This window comes from Dactylosporangium sp. NPDC050588, from assembly GCF_040654975.1.
Lineage (GTDB): Bacteria > Actinomycetota > Actinomycetes > Mycobacteriales > Micromonosporaceae > Dactylosporangium > Dactylosporangium maewongense.
Genome location: NZ_JBFAJA010000002.1, coordinates 164774 through 181930, shown reverse-complemented (window position 1 = coordinate 181930; position 17157 = coordinate 164774). Strand labels below are relative to the sequence as shown.

The following is a 17157-nucleotide window of genomic DNA, read 5'->3' as shown; positions in this document are numbered from 1 at the left end:
GGTTGGTTGGGCGGCGGATTTGCTCGGGGTGGGGTGGCTAGTCGGGCGGCGGGTGTGTTTGGTGGGGGTTGGTCGGTTGGTCGGGTGGTGACTGGGCGGTGGGGTTCTCCGGGGTTGGTCGGCTGGTCGGGTAGTCGGTTTGGCGTCTGGTGGGGGTTGGTCGGTTGGTCGGGTGGTGACTGGGCGGTGGGGTTCTCCGGGGTTGGCCGGCTGGTCGGGCGGTCGGTTTGGCGCCTGGTGGGGCGGCGGGGTGTGCGGCGGGGCCCTATCTTCTGTGTCGTGCCGCATGGCGCAGTCCGCGATACGGAGGAACCATGACCCAGCCCCCTGGGCCCGACGAGTCCACGGGACCGGCCCAGCCGTCCGAGCCGGTGCCGCCGGTGGATTCCGGGCAGCCGCGCACCGTTCCGCTGCCGGGCGAGTCCGGCCCGGAGGCTGAGGGTGTCGCTCCTCCTGTGCCGGGTGCGGTTGCCGGGGAGACCGGCTCCGCCGGTGCCGCGTCGGCGGACGGCAGCGAGGCCGGTGCCGGAGATGGTGCGCGGATCAGGCCGCCCGTCCCCGCGGCGCAGGAGCACGGGGCGGGCGCGTACGGGCAGCCCGGCCATCCGGGTCAGCCGCAGCAGCCCGGGCAGCCCGGGCAGCTAGGACAGTCGCCGTATCCGGGGCAGCCCGGCTATCAGGGGCAGCCGCCGTACCCCGGGCAGCCCGGCTATCAAGGACAGCCGCCGTATCCGGGGCAGCCGTACTACCCGGGGCAGGCGCCGTATCCAGGGCAGGCGCCGTATCCGGGGGAGGGGCAGTTCGGTTACCCGGGGCAGCCTGGTGCGTATGGGGCGCCGCAGTATCCGGCTGGCGGGTATGACCAGTCGCAGTGGTACGGGGGTGCGTACGACCCGTCGCAGGCGTACGCGATCTATCAGATGGTGCCCGTCGCGGGGGTGATCGGTGAGGGTGACCCGCTGGTCAGTCCCGACTTCGCGGGCTGGTGGCGGCGCAGTATGGCGATCCTGCGGCGGGGCTGGGACAAGCTCGCGTTGCTGCAGCTCATCGGGTTGGTGGTGATGCTGGCGTACAGCGTGCCGCTGTCGATGGTGAGCCTGGACGTGTCGGACGACCTGAGCCAGACGGACCCGGTCACGGGGGCGCCGGTCCCGTCGGATCCCGGGCCGTTGTTCGCGGCGTTGGGGCTGATCCTGCTCGGGTCGTTCGTCGGGGTGTTCGTCTCGTTCGTGGTGTCGATCGCGTCCAACCATGTGGCGGTGACGATCGCGGCGGGGCTGCGGCCGCGGCTCGGTGCGGCGCTGCTGCTCGCGGCGCGGCGGGTGTTTCCGCTGCTGGGGTGGCAGGTGCTGGCGGGGCTGATCATCTGCGTCGGGTTCTGCGCGTGCTTCCTGCCGGCGATCTACCTCGCCGCGGTGTTCACGCTGTTGCCGGCGGTGGTGACGTTCGAGCGGGGCGCGTCGGCGATCTCCCGCTGCTTCAAGCTGTTCCACCAGGATCTCGGGGCCTCGATCAGCCGGATCGCGACGGCGCTCGCGCTCGGTTTCGCCGCCGCGTTCGTCGGGGCCATCATCAGCATCATCGTCCAGGGCGGGACCGGCGGGGCGTCGGCGCTCTCGCTGGAGCCGGTGAGGGTCACCGGGGCCGACGGGAAGATCGTGCTCGGGATCGTGCTCGCCTCCGTCGTGTCGGAGGTGATCGCCCGGGCGGGTGCGGTGGTGACGGCGCCGATGTCACTGGCGACGTACGCGGACATGCGGGCCAGGGTCGAAGGGCTGAGCACGGCGACGCTGGCGAACGAGATCGGCCTGGCACCCGAGGCCGCCCAGCACAACGGCCAGCAGCCGGGCCAGCACGCAGGCCAGCACGCAGGCCAGCACGCAGGCCAGCACGCAGGCCAGCACGCAGGCCAGCACGCAGGCCAGCACCAGGAGCAGCCGCCGGTGCCCGTACAGGAGCAGCAGCCGGAACAGGGGTCGGACCAGGACTGGATGCCGCCGAACCGCTGACGAGGGCGCAAACCGCGAAGATACTGAAAAAGTGGGATTTAGCCGGAGAACGCTGCTCGTCGCCGGCGGGCTGACCGTCCTCGGGCTGCCCGGCTGCGCGGTCAGCGGGGACGAGATCGGCGACGACGGGTCCGGCAAGGTCGAGGTGTTCTCGTGGTGGGCGGGGCCCGGCGAGAAGGAAGGGCTGGAGGCGCTCGTCGCCGACTTCCGCCGGGTCAATCCCGGGGTCGAGTTCGACAACGCCGCCGTCGCGGGCGGGGCGGGCACGGTCGCCCGGACCGTGCTCGCGACCCGGCTGGAGAACGACGACCCGCCCGACTCCTACCAGGCGCACGCTGGTCTCGAGCTCGACAACGACGTCGCGGCCGGCTACCTCGAGGACGTCCGCTACCTGTACGACCAGCAGCGCTGGCGCGAGCGGCTGCCGAAGGGCCTGGTCGAGGCGCTGACGTTCGACGGCAAGATCTACTCGGTGCCGGTGAACATCCACCGCGCCAACCTGCTCTGGCACAACCCGGCGGTGCTGAAGGCGCACGGTTTGACCCCGCCGATCAGCTGGTCGCAGTTCCTGAGCCAGGCGGCCGTGCTGCGGGGCAAGGGCGTCCTGCCGCTGTCGATCGGACCCACCTGGACGCAGAAGCACCTGCTCGAGTGCGTGCTGCTCGGCGAGCTCGGCGCCGACGGGTACACCGGACTCTGGAACGGCGCGACGGACTGGAGGAGCGCGCGGGTGCAGGAGGCGTTGACGCTGTTCGTGCGGGTCCTCGACCAGTCCGACGTCGCGACCGCCGCCGGGGACTGGCAGCCCGCGCTGGACAAGGTCGTCGCCGGCACCGCCGCCTACAACGTGATGGGGGACTGGGCCGACGCGTACCTGCGGACCAAGGGCCTCGCGTTCCAGCAGGGCTACTCGGTGGTGGCGAGCCCCGGCTCGGAGAAGGTGTACGACTTCCTCTCCGACTCGTTCACGCTGCCGCGCGGGGCGCCGCACCGGCGGGCCGCCGAGCAGTGGCTGATCGAGTGCGGCTCGGTCAGCGGGCAGGACGCGTTCAACCCGCAGAAGGGGTCCGTGCCGGCGCGGCTCGACGCCGACAAGGCGAAGTACACCGGCTATCTCGCGCAGGCGATCGCCGAGTGGACCGACAGCTCCACCCGGGTGGTGGGGTCGCTCACGCACGGTGTCGTCGCCGGGACGAAGCGCAGCGCGGCGATCGACGCGGCCCTCACGCTGTTCGTGCAGGACAGGGACACCGTGAGGTTCGCCGCGGCGGCAAGTGGTTGAAGCCGTGTGCGACAGCCGGTGACCAGGTAACGAGCATGTGTGGAAGCTGTCAAGATTCGTCCGGCCGACGTGCGCCGATGCGCGCCCCCGTTAGAGTTGAGCCCCATGAGCACTGAAGAGACCGAGGCCGCCACCCTGCTGAGCTCGATCCGCAGCCCGGGTGACCTCCGTGACCTCTCGACGGAGCAGTTGGAGGTGCTCGCGGCGGAGATCCGCGACTTCCTCGTCGCCAAGGTCTCCCGCACCGGCGGCCACCTCGGCCCCAACCTCGGTGTGGTGGAGCTGACCCTCGCCCTGCACCGCGTCTTCGACTCGCCGAAGGACCGCATCCTCTTCGACACCGGCCACCAGGCCTACGTCCACAAGATCGTGAGCGGCCGCCAGGACGGCTTCGACCTGCTCCGCCAGCGCGGGGGGCTCACCGGCTACCCGAGCCAGGCCGAGAGCGAGCACGACATCATCGAGAACTCGCACGCCTCGACCGCGCTGTCCTATGCGGACGGCCTGGCGAAGGCGTTCGCGCTGCGCGGCGAGCCGCGGCACGTCGTCGCGGTCGTCGGTGACGGCGCGCTCACCGGCGGTATGTGCTGGGAGGCGCTGAACAACATCGCCGGCGCGAAGAACCCGCTCGTCATCGTCGTCAACGACAACGGGCGCTCCTACTCCCCGACGATCGGCGGCCTCGCCGACCACCTGTCCAACCTGCGGCTCAACCCGAGCTACGAGAAGGTCCTCGACCTGGTCAAGGACTCCCTCGGCCGGACGCCGCTGGTCGGCCCGCCGCTGTACGAGGTGCTCCACGCGGTCAAGAAGGGCATCAAGGACGCGGTCGCGCCGCAGGCGATGTTCGAGGACCTCGGCATCAAGTACGTCGGACCCGTCGACGGCCACGACCAGGTCGCGGTCGAGTCGGCGCTGCGCAAGGCGAAGTCGTTCGGCGGCCCGGTGATCGTGCACGCCGTGACCCGCAAGGGCTTCGGCTACCGGCCCGCCGAGGAGGACGAGGCCGACTGCCTGCACGGCCCCGGCAGCGCCTTCGACATCGAGACCGGCAAGCTGCTCGCCCCGGCCGCGGTGAAGTGGACCGGCGTGTTCGCCGACGAGCTCGTCGCGATCGCCGACGAGCGCGCCGACATCGTCGGGATCACCGCCGCCATGGCGGAGCCGACCGGCATCGCGAAGCTGATGAAGAAGTACCCCGAGCGGGCGTACGACGTGGGCATCGCCGAGCAGCACGCGGCGACGTCGGCGGCCGGGCTCGCGATCGGCGGCCTGCACCCGGTGGTCGCGGTCTACGCGACGTTCCTCAACCGGGCGTTCGACCAGGTGCTGCTCGACGTGGCCATGCACAAGCTGCCCGTGACGTTCGTGCTCGACCGGGCCGGCATCACCGGCCCCGACGGCCCGTCGCACTACGGCATCTGGGACATGGCGGTCTTCGGCGTGGTCCCCGGCCTGCGGCTGGCCGCGCCCCGCGACGCGCAGACCGTCCGCGAGGAGCTGCGCGAGGCCGTGAGCATCGAGGACGGCCCGACGATCGTGCGTTTCCCGACCGGCGCGGTCCCCGCGGACCTGCCCGCGGTGCGGCGCGTCGGCGGGGTCGACGGCTTCGGCGGGGTCGACGTGCTCAGCGAGCACGAGCGCAAGGACGTGCTGCTGGTCAGCGTCGGCGCGTTCGCGCACCTGGCGGTCGACGCGGCCGCCCGCCTCGCCGAGCAGGGCTATGGCGTCACCGTCGTCGACCCGCGGTGGGTCCGGCCGGTGCCGGTCGAGCTCGTCGCCCTGGCCCGCGAGCACCGCCTGGTCGTCACGATCGAGGACGGCGTCCGCACCGGCGGCGTCGGCGACGCGATCGCCAAGTCGCTGCGCGACGCCGACGTGTGGGTCCCGCTGCGCGACCTCGGCGTCCCGCAGGCCTGGCACCCGCACGGCACGCGCGCCGAGATCCTCTCGGAGCTGGGCCTGACCGCGCAGGACGTGTCCCGCCAGGTCACCGAGTGGGTCAGCCGCCTCGACGAGACCGAGCAGCCCGCGGTCCCCGCCCGCGCCCGCACCTGACCCCCAAGCACCACCCGAAACGGCGGATCCTGCCCTGGATCCGCCGTTTCGCCTGTGTACGGACCGAGCCCGCACCTCGCGAAGCGCAGAGCACGACGGGAACGCCGGCCACAGCGTCGGGGCGCAACGGAAGACCCTGGGCCTTCGGACAAGCGAAGCACGGCGGCCGCCGCGCAGGCCCGACCCACCCGCTGCGGCCTCAACGACCCGCCCGGCCACGCCCCGGCCGGTTGCTACAGCCGCGATCTGACCTCACCGTCACGTTCTTCCCCCGCCCGGATGGCCGCTCGCCATCCGGAATCGCTGGTCTTCGCGGACTCGGCCCACTCGAAGGACACGTCTGGCCTTCCTCGTTCGACCAGCGCAATCCGGCATGGTCGCCGCCGCTGTAGATACGTCACGGTCGCACCTTGTGGCGCCGGCCGCGGTGGCCCGCCACCGGATGCGGCGCGCACGCGCGATCCCAGCCGGCGCGGGACGCGCGGCTGTGCGCCGCGCAGCGGCGCATCGGGGTGCGGGTGAGCATCCCCGCCGGGACCCGCCGCGTCAGCGGTGGGGCGGAGGCACAGCGCGGGCACGCAACCGGGGCGGCGGCGTGGGACTCTGAGTGGCATGGCTGAGACCGTGATCGAGCTCGACCTCAGCAGCCCGTGGGAGCCGCCGGAGGTTCCCGCGCCGCCGCGGCGGCGGCTGAGGACCCGGTTGGTGGCGGTCTGTGTGGTGCTCGTCGCCGCGCTCGGCTCGCTCGGCGCGGCCGGCCCGGGGACGCGGCTCACCCCGCTCTACCGGATCGGGGACCAGGTGCGCAGCGGCACGGTCTTCGGCGACCTGCTGTTCGTCGACCGGTTTCAGCAGTCGGTGTCCGACCCGCGGATCGAGGCGCACCGCCGCTCCGATGGTGCGCGCCTGTGGGACTTCCCGACGACCCCGCAGCAGCAGCCGGCGAGCGTCAGCGCCGGCGCGCTGATCCTGATGCGGTACTCCGATACGGACAACGGGTTCAGCACCACGCTGACGGTGGTCGACTCGGCCACCGGCCGGCAGCTGTGGTCACGGCAGAACGCCTCGCTCATCGGTACCCGCGACAACCTCGTCATCGTCGAGCAGCAGCCCGAACAGCGCAGGATCGTCGTGTTCACGCCGGAGGAGCAGCAGCAGCCGGACCCGAGGGTCAACCACGCCTGGGACGGGCCGCCGCGGCATGTGCTCGTGCTCGACGAGCGCACCGGGGCCACGGTCTGGGAGCACCAGGCGCCGCCCCGTGCCGCGCTCGACTACACCTGGGAGGGCCGGTACCCCACCGGCCGCGTCACCGGCGTCAACCAGCTCGACCCGTCGGGGCTGGTGACGCATCGCGACATCCGAACCGGGGCCGTGCTGTCGACCATGCGGCTGGCCTGGTCGGGCGTGCCGGCCATGTTCACCACCGGGGCCAGCTGGCAGTTCGCCCCCGACGCGGTCCCGCACCGTGCCCTGGTCTACCCGGACGGGGAGCGCGGCGCGATCGTGTTCGACCTCGCCGACGGGCGGGCGCTGTTCCGCACCGACGCGTCCCGCTACGACGGCCTGTACCCGTGCGCGGCCGACCTGTTCTGCGCCACCGACGACCGCGGCCTCGTCACCTTCGACAGCACCACCGGCGCGCCCAGATGGCGGCTCGGCCCCTACCGGGAGGTGATCGGCGGCGCGGGCGGCCGGCTCCTGGTCAGCACGTTGGAGCAGGCGACGGGCGACGCGCCCCCGCTGGCCGTCGTCGACGCGCGGACCGGGAAGATCGTCATGGACCTCGCCGGCTGGCGGCTGATCCGCGAGGTGAGCCCCCAGCGGCTCCTGCTGTGGCGCCCGCTCGACCAGCGCACCGCGGTGCTCGGCCAGCTCGACCCGAGGACCGGACGCATCACCGTCTTCGGCCGGTCCGCGGACTGGTACGGGCCACCCAGTTGCAGCGCCGACGGCGACACCCTCGCGTGCGTCATGGTGGGTGAGCTGACCGTCTGGCGCCTGCCGCCCCGCCCGGACACTGACGGGTGACGCGACAGAGGGGTCATGGCACCCTGGGGCCGTGGCGGAGACCGTGATCGAGCTCGACCTCAGCGTCCCGTGGCAGCCGCCGGAGCCGCCCGAGCCCCGGCGCCGGCTGCAGGGGCGGTGGGTCGCCGTCGCCACGGTCCTCGCCGTGACCCTCGGCCTGCTCGTCTCGGCCGGCCCGCGGTCCGGGGCGGGTCTGCTCTACACGATCGAACAGCAGGTCCTCCGGGCGCAGACCGCCGGCGGGAGGCTGTTCTTCGCCCGGTACCAGGGAACCGACCCCGGACCGATGATCGAGGCACACGACCTCATCGACGGCGAGCTGCTGTGGCACCGCTCGGCCGAGGCCCAGCAGCAGCTGGTGACCGCGGGCGACGACGTGGTCCTGCTGATGAGCGAGGACCGGACCGGCGCCGGCGACTCCAGCGCCCTCGTCGTGCTCGACGCGGCCACCGGCCAGGAGCTGTGGACGCGCTCGCACCTCACGTTCACCGGCACGACCGGCGACGTGGTCATCGTCGAGGACGTGCCCGACGAGCGGCGCGTCGAGGTCGAGTGGCCGGACTCCGAATCGGACGTCAACCGTGCCTTCGCGCAGCCGGAGCGGCGGTTCCTGGGGCTGTCCGCGCGGACCGGGGCGCAGGCCTGGGCCGTCACGGTCCCGCAGGGGTCCGACGTCAACTTCAGCTACTCCAACATGTACCAGTCGCGGCTCGACCGGTTCGACGTGCTCGGCCGGGACGGGCGGCTGACGCGGTGGGACGCCCGGACCGGCCGGGTCCGCGCGACCCATCAACTCGCCTGGTCGGGCGTCTCGGCCATGTTCGACGCCGGATGGCACGACGAGACGGGCCGCGCCGCCGACCGGGTCATCGTCTACCCCGACGGTTCGCCGAGTTCGCAGGTGTACGAGCTGCCGACCGGCCGACTGCTGTTCCACTGGCCCGGCGCGCAGGGCGGTGACCTCTTCCGCTGCGCGGCGGACCTCTTCTGCGCCGGCGACAGCGGCGGCATGGACGCCTACGACAGCACCACCGGCCAGCACCGCTGGCACCTCGACGAGCAGACCCACGTGCTCGGCATGGCCGGTCGGCGCCTGATCACCGGCTCGCGCGACGACCCGTCGGATCCGGGGCCCGTCGCGCTCGTCGACAGCCGCACCGGCACCGTCTTCAAGCAGCTGCCCGGCTGGCACGTGCTCACCACCGGGCGGCGGCCGCTGCTGTGGCGGCTCGTGGACATGCGCACCGCCATGCTCGGCGAGCTCGACCCGGCGACCGGTGTGGTCGCCGTCTTCGCCCGCGCCGAGAACTGGTTCGGCAACCCGGAGTGCTCCGTCGACGGCGAGGCCCTCGCCTGCGTCGTGGTCGGCGGCCTGTCCGTGTGGCGCCTCCCGTCCCGGCACTGACCGCCCACGTACCCGTACGCGGTCTCCGGACCGCCCCTCGTCCGGCGGCCGGTCCGAGTGGCGGTGCGGTCCGAGTGGCGGTGCGGTCCACCGTTGTCCGTGTGGCGGCTGCCGGGCCGGTGATGATCGGCGCACAATGGAGCCGTGCCGGTGAGCACGGTCACCATCGATCTGGGCGTCATCGACGGCGGTTGGGACCACGTCGACGACGACACCGCCGGGCTGCCCCGAGGCTGGGGGCTGGCCGCTGTCCTGGCGATGCTGCTCTGCCTGGTGTCCGCGGCGCCGGCGCCGGGGCGCCCGCACGAGGTGACCCGCCAGCCGCTGCGCAACGGCGACTACCACGTCGCCGGCGGGGCGCTCTTCGTGCTCGACAGCGACCGCACCCCGACGCCGGTGGAGGCCTACGACGCCACCGACGGCACGCTGCGGTGGATGTTCACCCCCGAGGGGCTGGCCCAGCTGTCGTACGTGGACATCCGCGGCGAACTGGCCGTCCTCTCGCCGGACCTGTGCCGCTCCGGCGTCACCGGCACCACCGTCGCGGTGACCCGGGCGACCGGGCGGGAGCAGTGGCGGGCCGTCGGCGTGCCCGTGCGCACCCCGCCCGGCGGCACCGGCACCGTCGTCATGCGCAGCCTCTGGTCCGACGGCTGCCGTGCCCTCGCCGACAACACGCCCACCGCGGGAGTGCTGCGCTGGCAGCTCATCGACACCGCGGGCCTCGTCCAGTGGGACACCGCCGTCGACCCCGGCACCCGCGTGGCCGTCGACGCCGCCTCGACCGGTGCCACGTGGGCGGCGCTGCTGGACGGCGCCGGCGGGCTCAGCACCGTCGACCTCGTCACCGGCGCGCGCACCGCCCCGGTCCAGGGCATCGCCGGGCCCGCCGACGACCTCGTCGCCGTCGTCGGCGACCTGCTGCTCGTCGCCCGGTCGGACGTGCCGACGGGCAGCACCCGGATCACGGCGTACAGTCGCGCCCTCGTCGAACGCTGGAAGGCCCAGGTGCCGACCGGCATCGGCAGCCCGCTCACGATCCTGCCGTGCGACGCGGCGCTGTGCGTCAGCGGCGAACGCACCGCGGCCGTCGACCCGTCCGACGGCGCGCTGCTGTGGATCGTGCCGAGGGCGCTGCCGGCCGTCGCACCCGGCGGCGCCCCGGCCATGGCCGCCGACACCGGCATCACCGTCCCGCCCGGCTGGCGGTTCCTCGCCGCCGCGGGCCCCCGCGTCCTGATCGGCCTGCAGACCGACCGCGACACGCTGCTCGCCTGGTCCGACCGCGGCCCGGCGCCGGCCCCGTCGGTCTCGGTCCCCGGCGCCCTCGTCTCGTGCGAGATCGACGCGGCCCTCGTCGCCTGCGCCACCGAAAGCGACGAGGTCGTCCTGCTCCGCCTGCCGTAGACCCGCGTTTATCCGGCTGTGCGGGACCGGGGTGCGCCGGCGTGTTCGGGCCGGGGCGGCACGCGTACCGGCGGCGCGGCACCCGCCTGGAGCGCGTCGACGTGCGGCCGCGGCTCGTCGCCGTCACGGGGCAGGAGATGCTCACCGCCGACCGTCTCGTCGTGAGGGTCTCCGCCACGCTGCGGCTCGCCGTCGCCGACCCGGCCCTGTTCGTCACCAGCGCCCCGGATCCGCTGCAGGAGTTGTACCTGCGGACCCAGGTCGAGCTCCGCACCGCGGCCGGCGAGGCGGACCTGGAGGCGCTCCTCGCGGCTCGCTCGCAGCTGCCGTCGCGGCTGACCGGCGCGCTCGCGGAGGCGGCCCGCGGCTTTGGCGTCGAGGTGCTGGAGGTGACCGTGTGGACGGTTCACAGCCGCCACAGGCGGAGGCTGTCGCCGTCGGCCAGGCACGACAGGCGGTGGCCGCGCAGCGCGCACCGGGAGGGGACCGGGCTCACCTGGCCGATGATCTCGACCTCCCCGGTGCGCAGGTTCACCCGCCCGATCTGTGAGCCCTTGCCGTCGGGCTTCTGGACCAGCGCCCACGTGGCGCCGGCGGTCGCGGCGGTCCCGGCGGCGTCGTCGAGCTCGCCCGTGGCCGTCGGGATCAGGCCCCAGCCGGTCAGCTCGCTGCGGTCGTCGCCGGTCTCCCAGTCGACGATGCGGATCCGCATGAAGTCCTCGCGGTCCCGGGCGACCAGTACACCGGAGCCGACCGCATCCATCTGGATCTGCCGGCGCCAGCGCTGCACGCCGGTCCGCGGGTCGATGACGGCGATGTCGCGCCAGTTGGGCACGCACACCATCGGGCCGCACGCGACGACGACCGGACCGTAGGCCAGCTCGGCGATCGGCACCGGCTCCGCCGACTGGAAGAGCAGCCGCCACCGGAACTCCAGCGGCGTGTGCCCGTAGCTGGTGATCATCGCCCCGTCGAGGCCGACAGCGACGACCACGAGCATGTCGCCGACGATGCGGACGCTCTGCGGCGGGCCGTCGGCGAGCTCGGGCACCTCCGCGGCGCTGAGCACCGCACCGGTCGCGGCGGCCCGGATCTCGGTGTGCCCTGTCGTATACCAGATCGCGAACCAGTCGCTGCCGGGCACGTCGGGGGAGACCAGCCGGCCGCCGGCCGGCATCTGGAACTGCCACCGCACGATCCCGGTCTCCGCGTCGATCGCCGCCAGGTGGACCGGCGTCTGCGGGGTGTTGCGCTGCGGCACCGCCGGCGGGCAGGTGCCGGTGCGCTCGTCGACGAGCAGCAGCCCGGGCCGATCGTCGATGCGCAGCACCGCGACCGGTGCGCCCGCCGCGTACCACTGCTGGCTGCCGTCGGCCGGGTCGAGCCGCTCCAGGCTCCAGCCGGTGGCATCGGTGCACGGGCGGTGGCGGATGTAGGCGCGGTCCGCGGCGAGGTAGACCTGGCCGGAGTTCGGCAGGATCCTGCGGCTCCAGCGCTTCTCGCCCGTGCCCCAGTCGTACGCGGTGACGGCCGGGTCCTCCCGCAGCGCGTACAGCATGCCGCGGTCGGCGACGAACCCGACGGTGTGCTCGGCCAGGACGCCGAGGTCCTCCACGGACGAGCCCGCGCCGGAGCCGCCGGTGAACGTCGCGAGCAGCGCCAGCACCATCACGAACGGCCACTGCCGCCGGCCTGGCACCGCCGGTGGCGGCCCGGCCTCCAGCCGATCGTCCTGGTCGTTGACGACACCGAGATCGATCAGCCGCTCTTCCACATGTTCAGGGTGCCCGGCGCGGGCCATGGTCGCCAACGGTCCGGTATACGTTGGCTGACGCCGCCGCTTCCGACGACGGCCGCCGCCGCCTCCAGCGGCGGTGCGAGCCGCCTCGCGGCGGCTCACGCGGACTTCACAGCCGGTGCCTGACACTGGCCCGACCGGGTGGGGGTGATGTGGCGTGCGCGTGCTGGTGGTCGAGGACGAGCGGCACCTCGCCGACGCGATCGTGCGAGGGCTGCGACGACAGGGCATGGCGGTCGACGTCTCGTACGACGGCACCCAGGGCCACGAGATGGCCATGGTCACCCGTTATGACGTGGTCGTGCTGGACCGCGACCTGCCCGGCGTCCACGGCGACGACATCTGCGCCGACCTGGTCGCGTCCGGGGCGCTGACCCGGGTCCTGATGCTGACCGCGAGCGGCAGCGTCGCCGACCGGGTCGAAGGGCTGCAGATCGGCGCCGACGACTACCTGACGAAGCCGTTCGCGTTCGACGAGCTGGTCGCGCGGGTCCAGGCGCTGGGCCGCCGGGCGACCCCCGCGGCCCCGCCCGTGCTGACCATCGCCGACCTCGTGCTCGACCAGGCCAAGCGGGTCGCGACCCGGGGCGGGCAGCCGCTCGACCTGACCCGCAAGGAGTTCGGGCTGCTGGAGGAGCTGCTGAAGGCCCGCGGCGCCGTCGTGTCCAGCGAGGAGCTGCTCGAGCGCGTGTGGGACGCCAACGCCGACCCGTTCACCACGACCGTGCGGGTCACGATGATGACCCTGCGCAAGAAACTCGGCGACCCCGCGCTCATCGAGACCGTCGTCGGCGCCGGATACAGGACCAGGCCACCCGAATGACGATCTACGACGCCCGCCGCGCAGCCGTGTTCCGCCCGACGCTGCGGCTGCGGCTCACCCTGCTCAACGGCATCCTGCTCGTCGGCGCCGGGCTCGTGCTCGTGGTGCTGGCCTACATCCTCGTCGACAGCGCGATCCGGCCCGCCGACGAGCTGCAGCCCGGCACCCGGATCGTCCTGCAGGACGGCAGCGAGGTCGACGCCCGCCAGTGGCAGACGGAGCTCGCCGACGCCGCCGAATGGGAGCTCGTGACCCGCGGCAGCCTCGCGCTGCTGCTCATCGGCGCGGTCGGGGTCGCCGGCGCGTACGTCGTCGCCGGCCGGGCGCTGCGCCCCCTGCAGAAGGTCACCACCACCGCGCAGCGGCTCACCGGCGAGACCCTCGACGCCCGGATCAACTACGACGGCGCCGACGACGAGGTGTCGGAGCTGGCGAAGACGTTCGACGCGATGCTCGACCGGATCAGCGAGGCGTTCGACACCCAGAAACGCTTCGTCGCCAACGCCTCGCACGAGCTGCGGACCCCTCTCGCCGTCATGCGGACCGAGGTCGACGTCACCCTCGACGACCCGGAGGCCGACGTCGAGGAGTTCCGCCGCATGTCCAACGTCGTGCGCGACGCGTCCATGCGGGCCAACGCGCTCGTCGAGTCGCTGCTGCTGCTGGCGCGGACCGAAGCGCAGGCCGGCCGGCGGCTCGGGCGGAAGGTCCCCACCGACCTGGCCACCGGCGTCACCGCCGCCATGTCCGCGATGGGCAAGGAGATCACCCGGCTCACCCTGGACGTGACCACCGACCTGGCGCCGGCGCGGGTCGTCGGCGACCCCGGGCTGCTCGAACGGCTCGCCGGCAACCTCGTCGAGAACGCCGTCCGGTACAACCACCTCGGCGGGCGCATCTGGGTCCGCACCGGCACGGACGAGACCCTCGCCTGGCTCGTCGTGGGTAACACCGGCTTCGAGGTCGCCCCGGCCGACGTGCCCGTGCTCTTCGAGCCCTTCCGGCGCGGCGGGCGGGAGCGCACCGGTGCCCGCGGCTCGGGGCTGGGCCTGTCGATCGTCCGCGCGGTCTGCGAGGCGCACGGGGGAGGGGTCAGCGCCGTCGCCCTGGACGGCGGCGGCCTCGAGGTGACCGTCAGCCTCCCCGCCGCGGCGGTCACGCCGGTGCTGACGGGCACGGCGCCGGTCAAATCTCAGTGACGCTGTGATCGCGGGCACAGTTTCTCAGTTCCGCCCTCTTCGCCGCCGATGAGACCTCCACAGACACGTCGGAGGAACCCGGATGCGGCTGCGCAGTTGGCTGGTCGTGGGCATCAGCGCCGCCCTGCTGCTGGCGATCGGGGCGGTCGGCATCTCGGTCAACCGTTCCGCGCTGCGGGCCGCGGAGACCGTGCACCGCGCCGACACCCTCGCCCTCGCCACCAACAACGGCGGCCTGGTCGAGCAGCTGCTTCTTCTTTCGGCGAAGGAGCTCAACGACTTCGTCGCCAGCCACCCCCTGTCGCTGACCCCCGGTGACGCGGGCGACCGGGCCGCTCTCGTCGAGTACGCCAAGAAGTCGACGTTCTTCTCGTACGGCGTCGTCCTCACCGACCTCACCGGCAACCCGGTCAACGCCACGAAGGCCGCGAACCTGTTCCCCGACCAGGCGGCGGTCGGCTGGAAGTCGCTGATCTCCGGGCTGGCGCTGGGCAGGCCCGGCTTCTCCTCCCTGATGACGGTCAAGGACACCCTCGTCCAGGCGGTCGCCGTGCCCATCGTCGTCGGCAGCGATCCCGTCGCGCTCATCTATGGCTTCATCCCGGTCCTGAAGGGGCAGCTCCAGGTGTACCTGGAAAAGCTCAGCGACCCGTCGCACCTCTCCCTTGTCGTGGACGCCGGCGGCATCGTCGGCGCCTCCAGCGACCCTTCGGCGGTCGGCACCATGGTCGACTCGGAGATCATCAAGAAGATCGGCTCCGAGGAGTCGGTGTTCGTCACGTACCGCTCCGGCGGCCGGTCCATGATCGCCGCCGTCCACGGTGGACTGCCCGGCGGCTGGGCGTACGTGCGGACCCAGTCCACCGCCACCTTCGACGGCCCGGTCCGCAACCGCAGCCTCACCATCAACCTGGCGCTGCTCACCATGCTCCTCGTCGGGGTCGCCGGGCTCGCCGTCCTCGGGTACCGCTCGCAGCTCGTCCGACGCCGTGCCGAGGAGCGCTTCGCCGCCCTCGTCGAGCACGCCCCGGACGTCGTCACCGTCCTGGACGACGACGGGTCCGTCGTGTACTCCAGCCCCAGCGGCAAGCGGATCCTCGGCTTCGTCGCCGTCGGCACGTCCGTCTTCGACCTGCTGCACCCCGACGACCGCCAGCACGTCCGCGAACGCTTCGCCGCGCTGCTGGACGAGAAAGGCGGCCTGGAGCGCATGCAGGTCCGGGTCTCCCAGGCCGACGGCAACCACCGCTGGTTCGACTTCACCGCCTCCAACCAGCTGCACAACGCCGCACTCAACGGCGTCGTCATCAACGCCCGCGACATCACCGACAGCCGCGAGATGCAGGACCGCCTCGCCCACGACGCCCACCACGACCCGCTCACCGGCCTGCCCAACCGCCGCCGCCTGCAGGAGCGCCTCACCGCCTCCCTGCAGCACACCCCTGTCGGCGTGCTCTTCGTCGACCTCGACGGCTTCAAGCCAGTCAACGACGAGCTCGGCCACGAGGCCGGCGACGAGCTCCTGCGTCAGGTCGGCGGGCGCCTCTCCCTCTGCCTGCGCCCCACGGACGTGCTGGCCCGCGTCGGCGGCGACGAGTTCGTCCTGCTCCTGCCCGGCGTCGTCACCCCGGACGACGCCGCCGCCCTCGCGACCAGGCTGCGCGCGTCACTGTCGGAACCCTTCGACGTCGTGGGCAACGAGGTCCGCATCGGTGCCAGCGTCGGCCTCCACCTCGCGGGCCCGGGCGAGGACCCGGACGAGGTCCTCCGCACCGCCGACCAGGCCATGTACGCCGCCAAACGCGGCCCCGACCGCCCCGGCCGCCACCGCGCGCTGTAGTCCCCCCGCTGCCGCGGCGGGTCCCGGCGGGGATTCTCACCCGCGGCCCCAATGCGCCGCTCCGCGCCGCAACCCGCCGCGGCAGCGGTGGGGGGAATTACAGCGTCAGCCGATGGGGGCGCCGTGGGTGCGCATGAAGGGGAGAGGGTCGATGGCGTTCTGGGGGCCGGTGGGCGGGGCGTTGATGTGGACCTCGAAGTGCAGGTGCGGGGCCGAGGAGTTGCCGGAGCTGCCGACGTAGCCGATGACCTGGCCGGCCTTGACCTGCTCGCCGGGCTGGACCAGGGCCTTGCGGACCATGTGGCAGTACAGGGTGGCGATGCCGCCGGGGTGCTGGATCTTCACGTACCAGCCGCAGCCGCCGACCGAGGCGCTGCCCGTCTGGTCGCAGCTGTGGCCGGCCTCGATGTTGCAGACGACCTCGGCGACGGTGCCGGCGGAGGCGGCGTGGATCGGGGTGCCGGTGAAGGACATGATGTCGACGCCGATGTGGCTGGGGTTGTTGGCGGTACGGAAGCCGGGACGGGCCCGGAACCCGGGCAGCGGGTTGGTCCACGCGCCGAAAGCCGGTGCGGCGGGGGCGGCGACGGGCTGGTTGGCCGCGGTGCACGGGGGCGGGGTCGCGGTGCGGCGCACGTAGGCGTCGGAGACGAACGTGCCTTCCGGCAGGCGGTTCCACATGGGGGTGACGCGCTGCGTGCCCACGATGTTCTCGCCGCGCTGCTGGCAGACGAGCGTCAGCGGGGTGCCGTCGGCCAGGGCGGCGATGAGCGGGGCGCCGTGCGCGGGGCCGGTGCGGGCCTTCAGCGGGATGGAGCCGGAGGCGACGGTGCCGGTGGTCGTGTTCGCGGCGGCCGGCACCGCGGCGGGAGCGACGGGCGCGGCCGGGCCGCAGGCGGGGATGGCACCGCCGCGGCGGATCCACGCGTCGGAGACGTAGGAGCCGTCGGTGAGCCGGTCCCACAGGTCCGTGACCCGGACGCTGCCCTGGTTGATGAGCTGGCCCTTGACCTGGCAGTCGATGGCGACGGAACTGCCGTGCGGCAGGGTCCGTAGCGGTGCCGTCCACACGGCGCTGCCGGCCCGGACGTTCAGCGGGCGTTTCGGGGAGACCACGGTCGCCGTAGAGGCAGCCTGCGCATCGACCGGATACGCCAGCGTCAGCAGGAACAGCGCGGCGACGGACATGATTTTGCGCATGGTGCACCCCCGGGGACGAGTGAGCCGTGCAGCCGGGGGGACTGCGAGCGAACCCCGCCAACGCTAGGCGCCGGCGGGGTCCAAATCCGATATTTACCGAAACAT

General features: G+C 73.1%; 11 protein-coding genes and 1 pseudogene. 10 read left to right on the top strand and 2 right to left on the bottom strand.

What is annotated here, in order from left to right:
• The first annotated feature begins 314 nt into the window (after positions 1-314).
• From AB0I21_RS01995 to AB0I21_RS01965, 7 genes and pseudogenes are all read left to right on the top strand, one after another.
• Positions 315-2009, top strand: coding sequence for a hypothetical protein (locus tag AB0I21_RS01995; protein ID WP_360558344.1), 1695 nt, complete (start codon positions 315-317; stop codon positions 2007-2009).
• A 31-nt stretch (positions 2010-2040) separates the two neighbouring features.
• Complete coding sequence (locus AB0I21_RS01990; protein WP_360558342.1) at positions 2041-3291, top strand: ABC transporter substrate-binding protein; 1251 nt, start codon at positions 2041-2043, stop codon at positions 3289-3291.
• Positions 3292-3396: 105 nt separating this feature from the next.
• On the top strand, positions 3397-5349 hold the full coding sequence (gene dxs, locus AB0I21_RS01985) for a 1-deoxy-D-xylulose-5-phosphate synthase (RefSeq protein WP_360558341.1): 1953 nt from the start codon (positions 3397-3399) through the stop codon (positions 5347-5349).
• A 612-nt stretch (positions 5350-5961) separates the two neighbouring features.
• Complete coding sequence (locus AB0I21_RS01980) at positions 5962-7380, top strand: PQQ-binding-like beta-propeller repeat protein (RefSeq protein WP_360558339.1); 1419 nt, start codon at positions 5962-5964, stop codon at positions 7378-7380.
• A 31-nt stretch (positions 7381-7411) separates the two neighbouring features.
• Positions 7412-8785: a PQQ-binding-like beta-propeller repeat protein gene (locus tag AB0I21_RS01975; RefSeq protein ID WP_360558338.1), complete on the top strand. Its 1374-nt coding sequence runs from the start codon at positions 7412-7414 to the stop codon at positions 8783-8785.
• A gap of 150 nt (positions 8786-8935) precedes the next feature.
• Positions 8936-10192 carry a hypothetical protein gene (locus AB0I21_RS01970; RefSeq protein ID WP_360558337.1) on the top strand — a complete coding sequence of 419 codons (1257 nt, stop codon included), beginning with the start codon at positions 8936-8938 and terminating at the stop codon, positions 10190-10192.
• A pseudogene (locus AB0I21_RS01965) lies at positions 10120-10539 on the top strand (SPFH domain-containing protein); the annotation flags it as partial. The gene AB0I21_RS01970 and the pseudogene AB0I21_RS01965, both read left to right, overlap by 73 nt.
• A 59-nt stretch (positions 10540-10598) precedes the next feature.
• Here the strand turns inward: AB0I21_RS01965 and AB0I21_RS01960 are convergent.
• The gene (locus AB0I21_RS01960; protein ID WP_360558335.1) at positions 10599-11966 is read right to left on the bottom strand and encodes a PQQ-binding-like beta-propeller repeat protein; all 1368 of its coding nucleotides are present in this window, start codon (positions 11964-11966) and stop codon (positions 10599-10601) included.
• 181 nt (positions 11967-12147) lie between these two features.
• Here AB0I21_RS01960 and AB0I21_RS01955 point away from each other — a divergent pair, with 181 nt between their 5' ends.
• From AB0I21_RS01955 to AB0I21_RS01945, 3 genes are all read left to right on the top strand, one after another.
• On the top strand, positions 12148-12813 hold the full coding sequence (locus tag AB0I21_RS01955; protein ID WP_344503167.1) for a response regulator transcription factor: 666 nt from the start codon (positions 12148-12150) through the stop codon (positions 12811-12813).
• On the top strand, positions 12810-14012 hold the full coding sequence (locus AB0I21_RS01950) for a HAMP domain-containing sensor histidine kinase (protein WP_360558333.1): 1203 nt from the start codon (positions 12810-12812) through the stop codon (positions 14010-14012). The genes AB0I21_RS01955 and AB0I21_RS01950 overlap by 4 nt, the downstream gene beginning before the upstream one ends.
• Before the next feature lie 82 nt (positions 14013-14094).
• Positions 14095-15852, top strand: coding sequence for a diguanylate cyclase (locus AB0I21_RS01945; protein WP_360558331.1), 1758 nt, complete (start codon positions 14095-14097; stop codon positions 15850-15852).
• Between the two features lie 105 nt (positions 15853-15957).
• Here the strand turns inward: AB0I21_RS01945 and AB0I21_RS01940 are convergent, their stop codons facing one another.
• Positions 15958-17052: a peptidoglycan DD-metalloendopeptidase family protein gene (locus tag AB0I21_RS01940; RefSeq protein ID WP_344503162.1), complete on the bottom strand. Its 1095-nt coding sequence runs from the start codon at positions 17050-17052 to the stop codon at positions 15958-15960.
• Positions 17053-17157: the final 105 nt, after the last annotated feature.

Coding starts and splice junctions, on each gene's coding strand:
- AB0I21_RS01980 (WP_360558339.1), top strand. CDS start 5,962: ATGGCTGAGACCGTGATCGAGCTCGACCTCAGCAGCCCGTGGGAGCCG.
- AB0I21_RS01945 (WP_360558331.1), top strand. CDS start 14,095: ATGCGGCTGCGCAGTTGGCTGGTCGTGGGCATCAGCGCCGCCCTGCTG.
- AB0I21_RS01940 (WP_344503162.1), bottom strand. CDS start 17,052: ATGCGCAAAATCATGTCCGTCGCCGCGCTGTTCCTGCTGACGCTGGCG.
- AB0I21_RS01995 (WP_360558344.1), top strand. CDS start 315: ATGACCCAGCCCCCTGGGCCCGACGAGTCCACGGGACCGGCCCAGCCG.
- dxs (WP_360558341.1), top strand. CDS start 3,397: ATGAGCACTGAAGAGACCGAGGCCGCCACCCTGCTGAGCTCGATCCGC.
- AB0I21_RS01950 (WP_360558333.1), top strand. CDS start 12,810: ATGACGATCTACGACGCCCGCCGCGCAGCCGTGTTCCGCCCGACGCTG.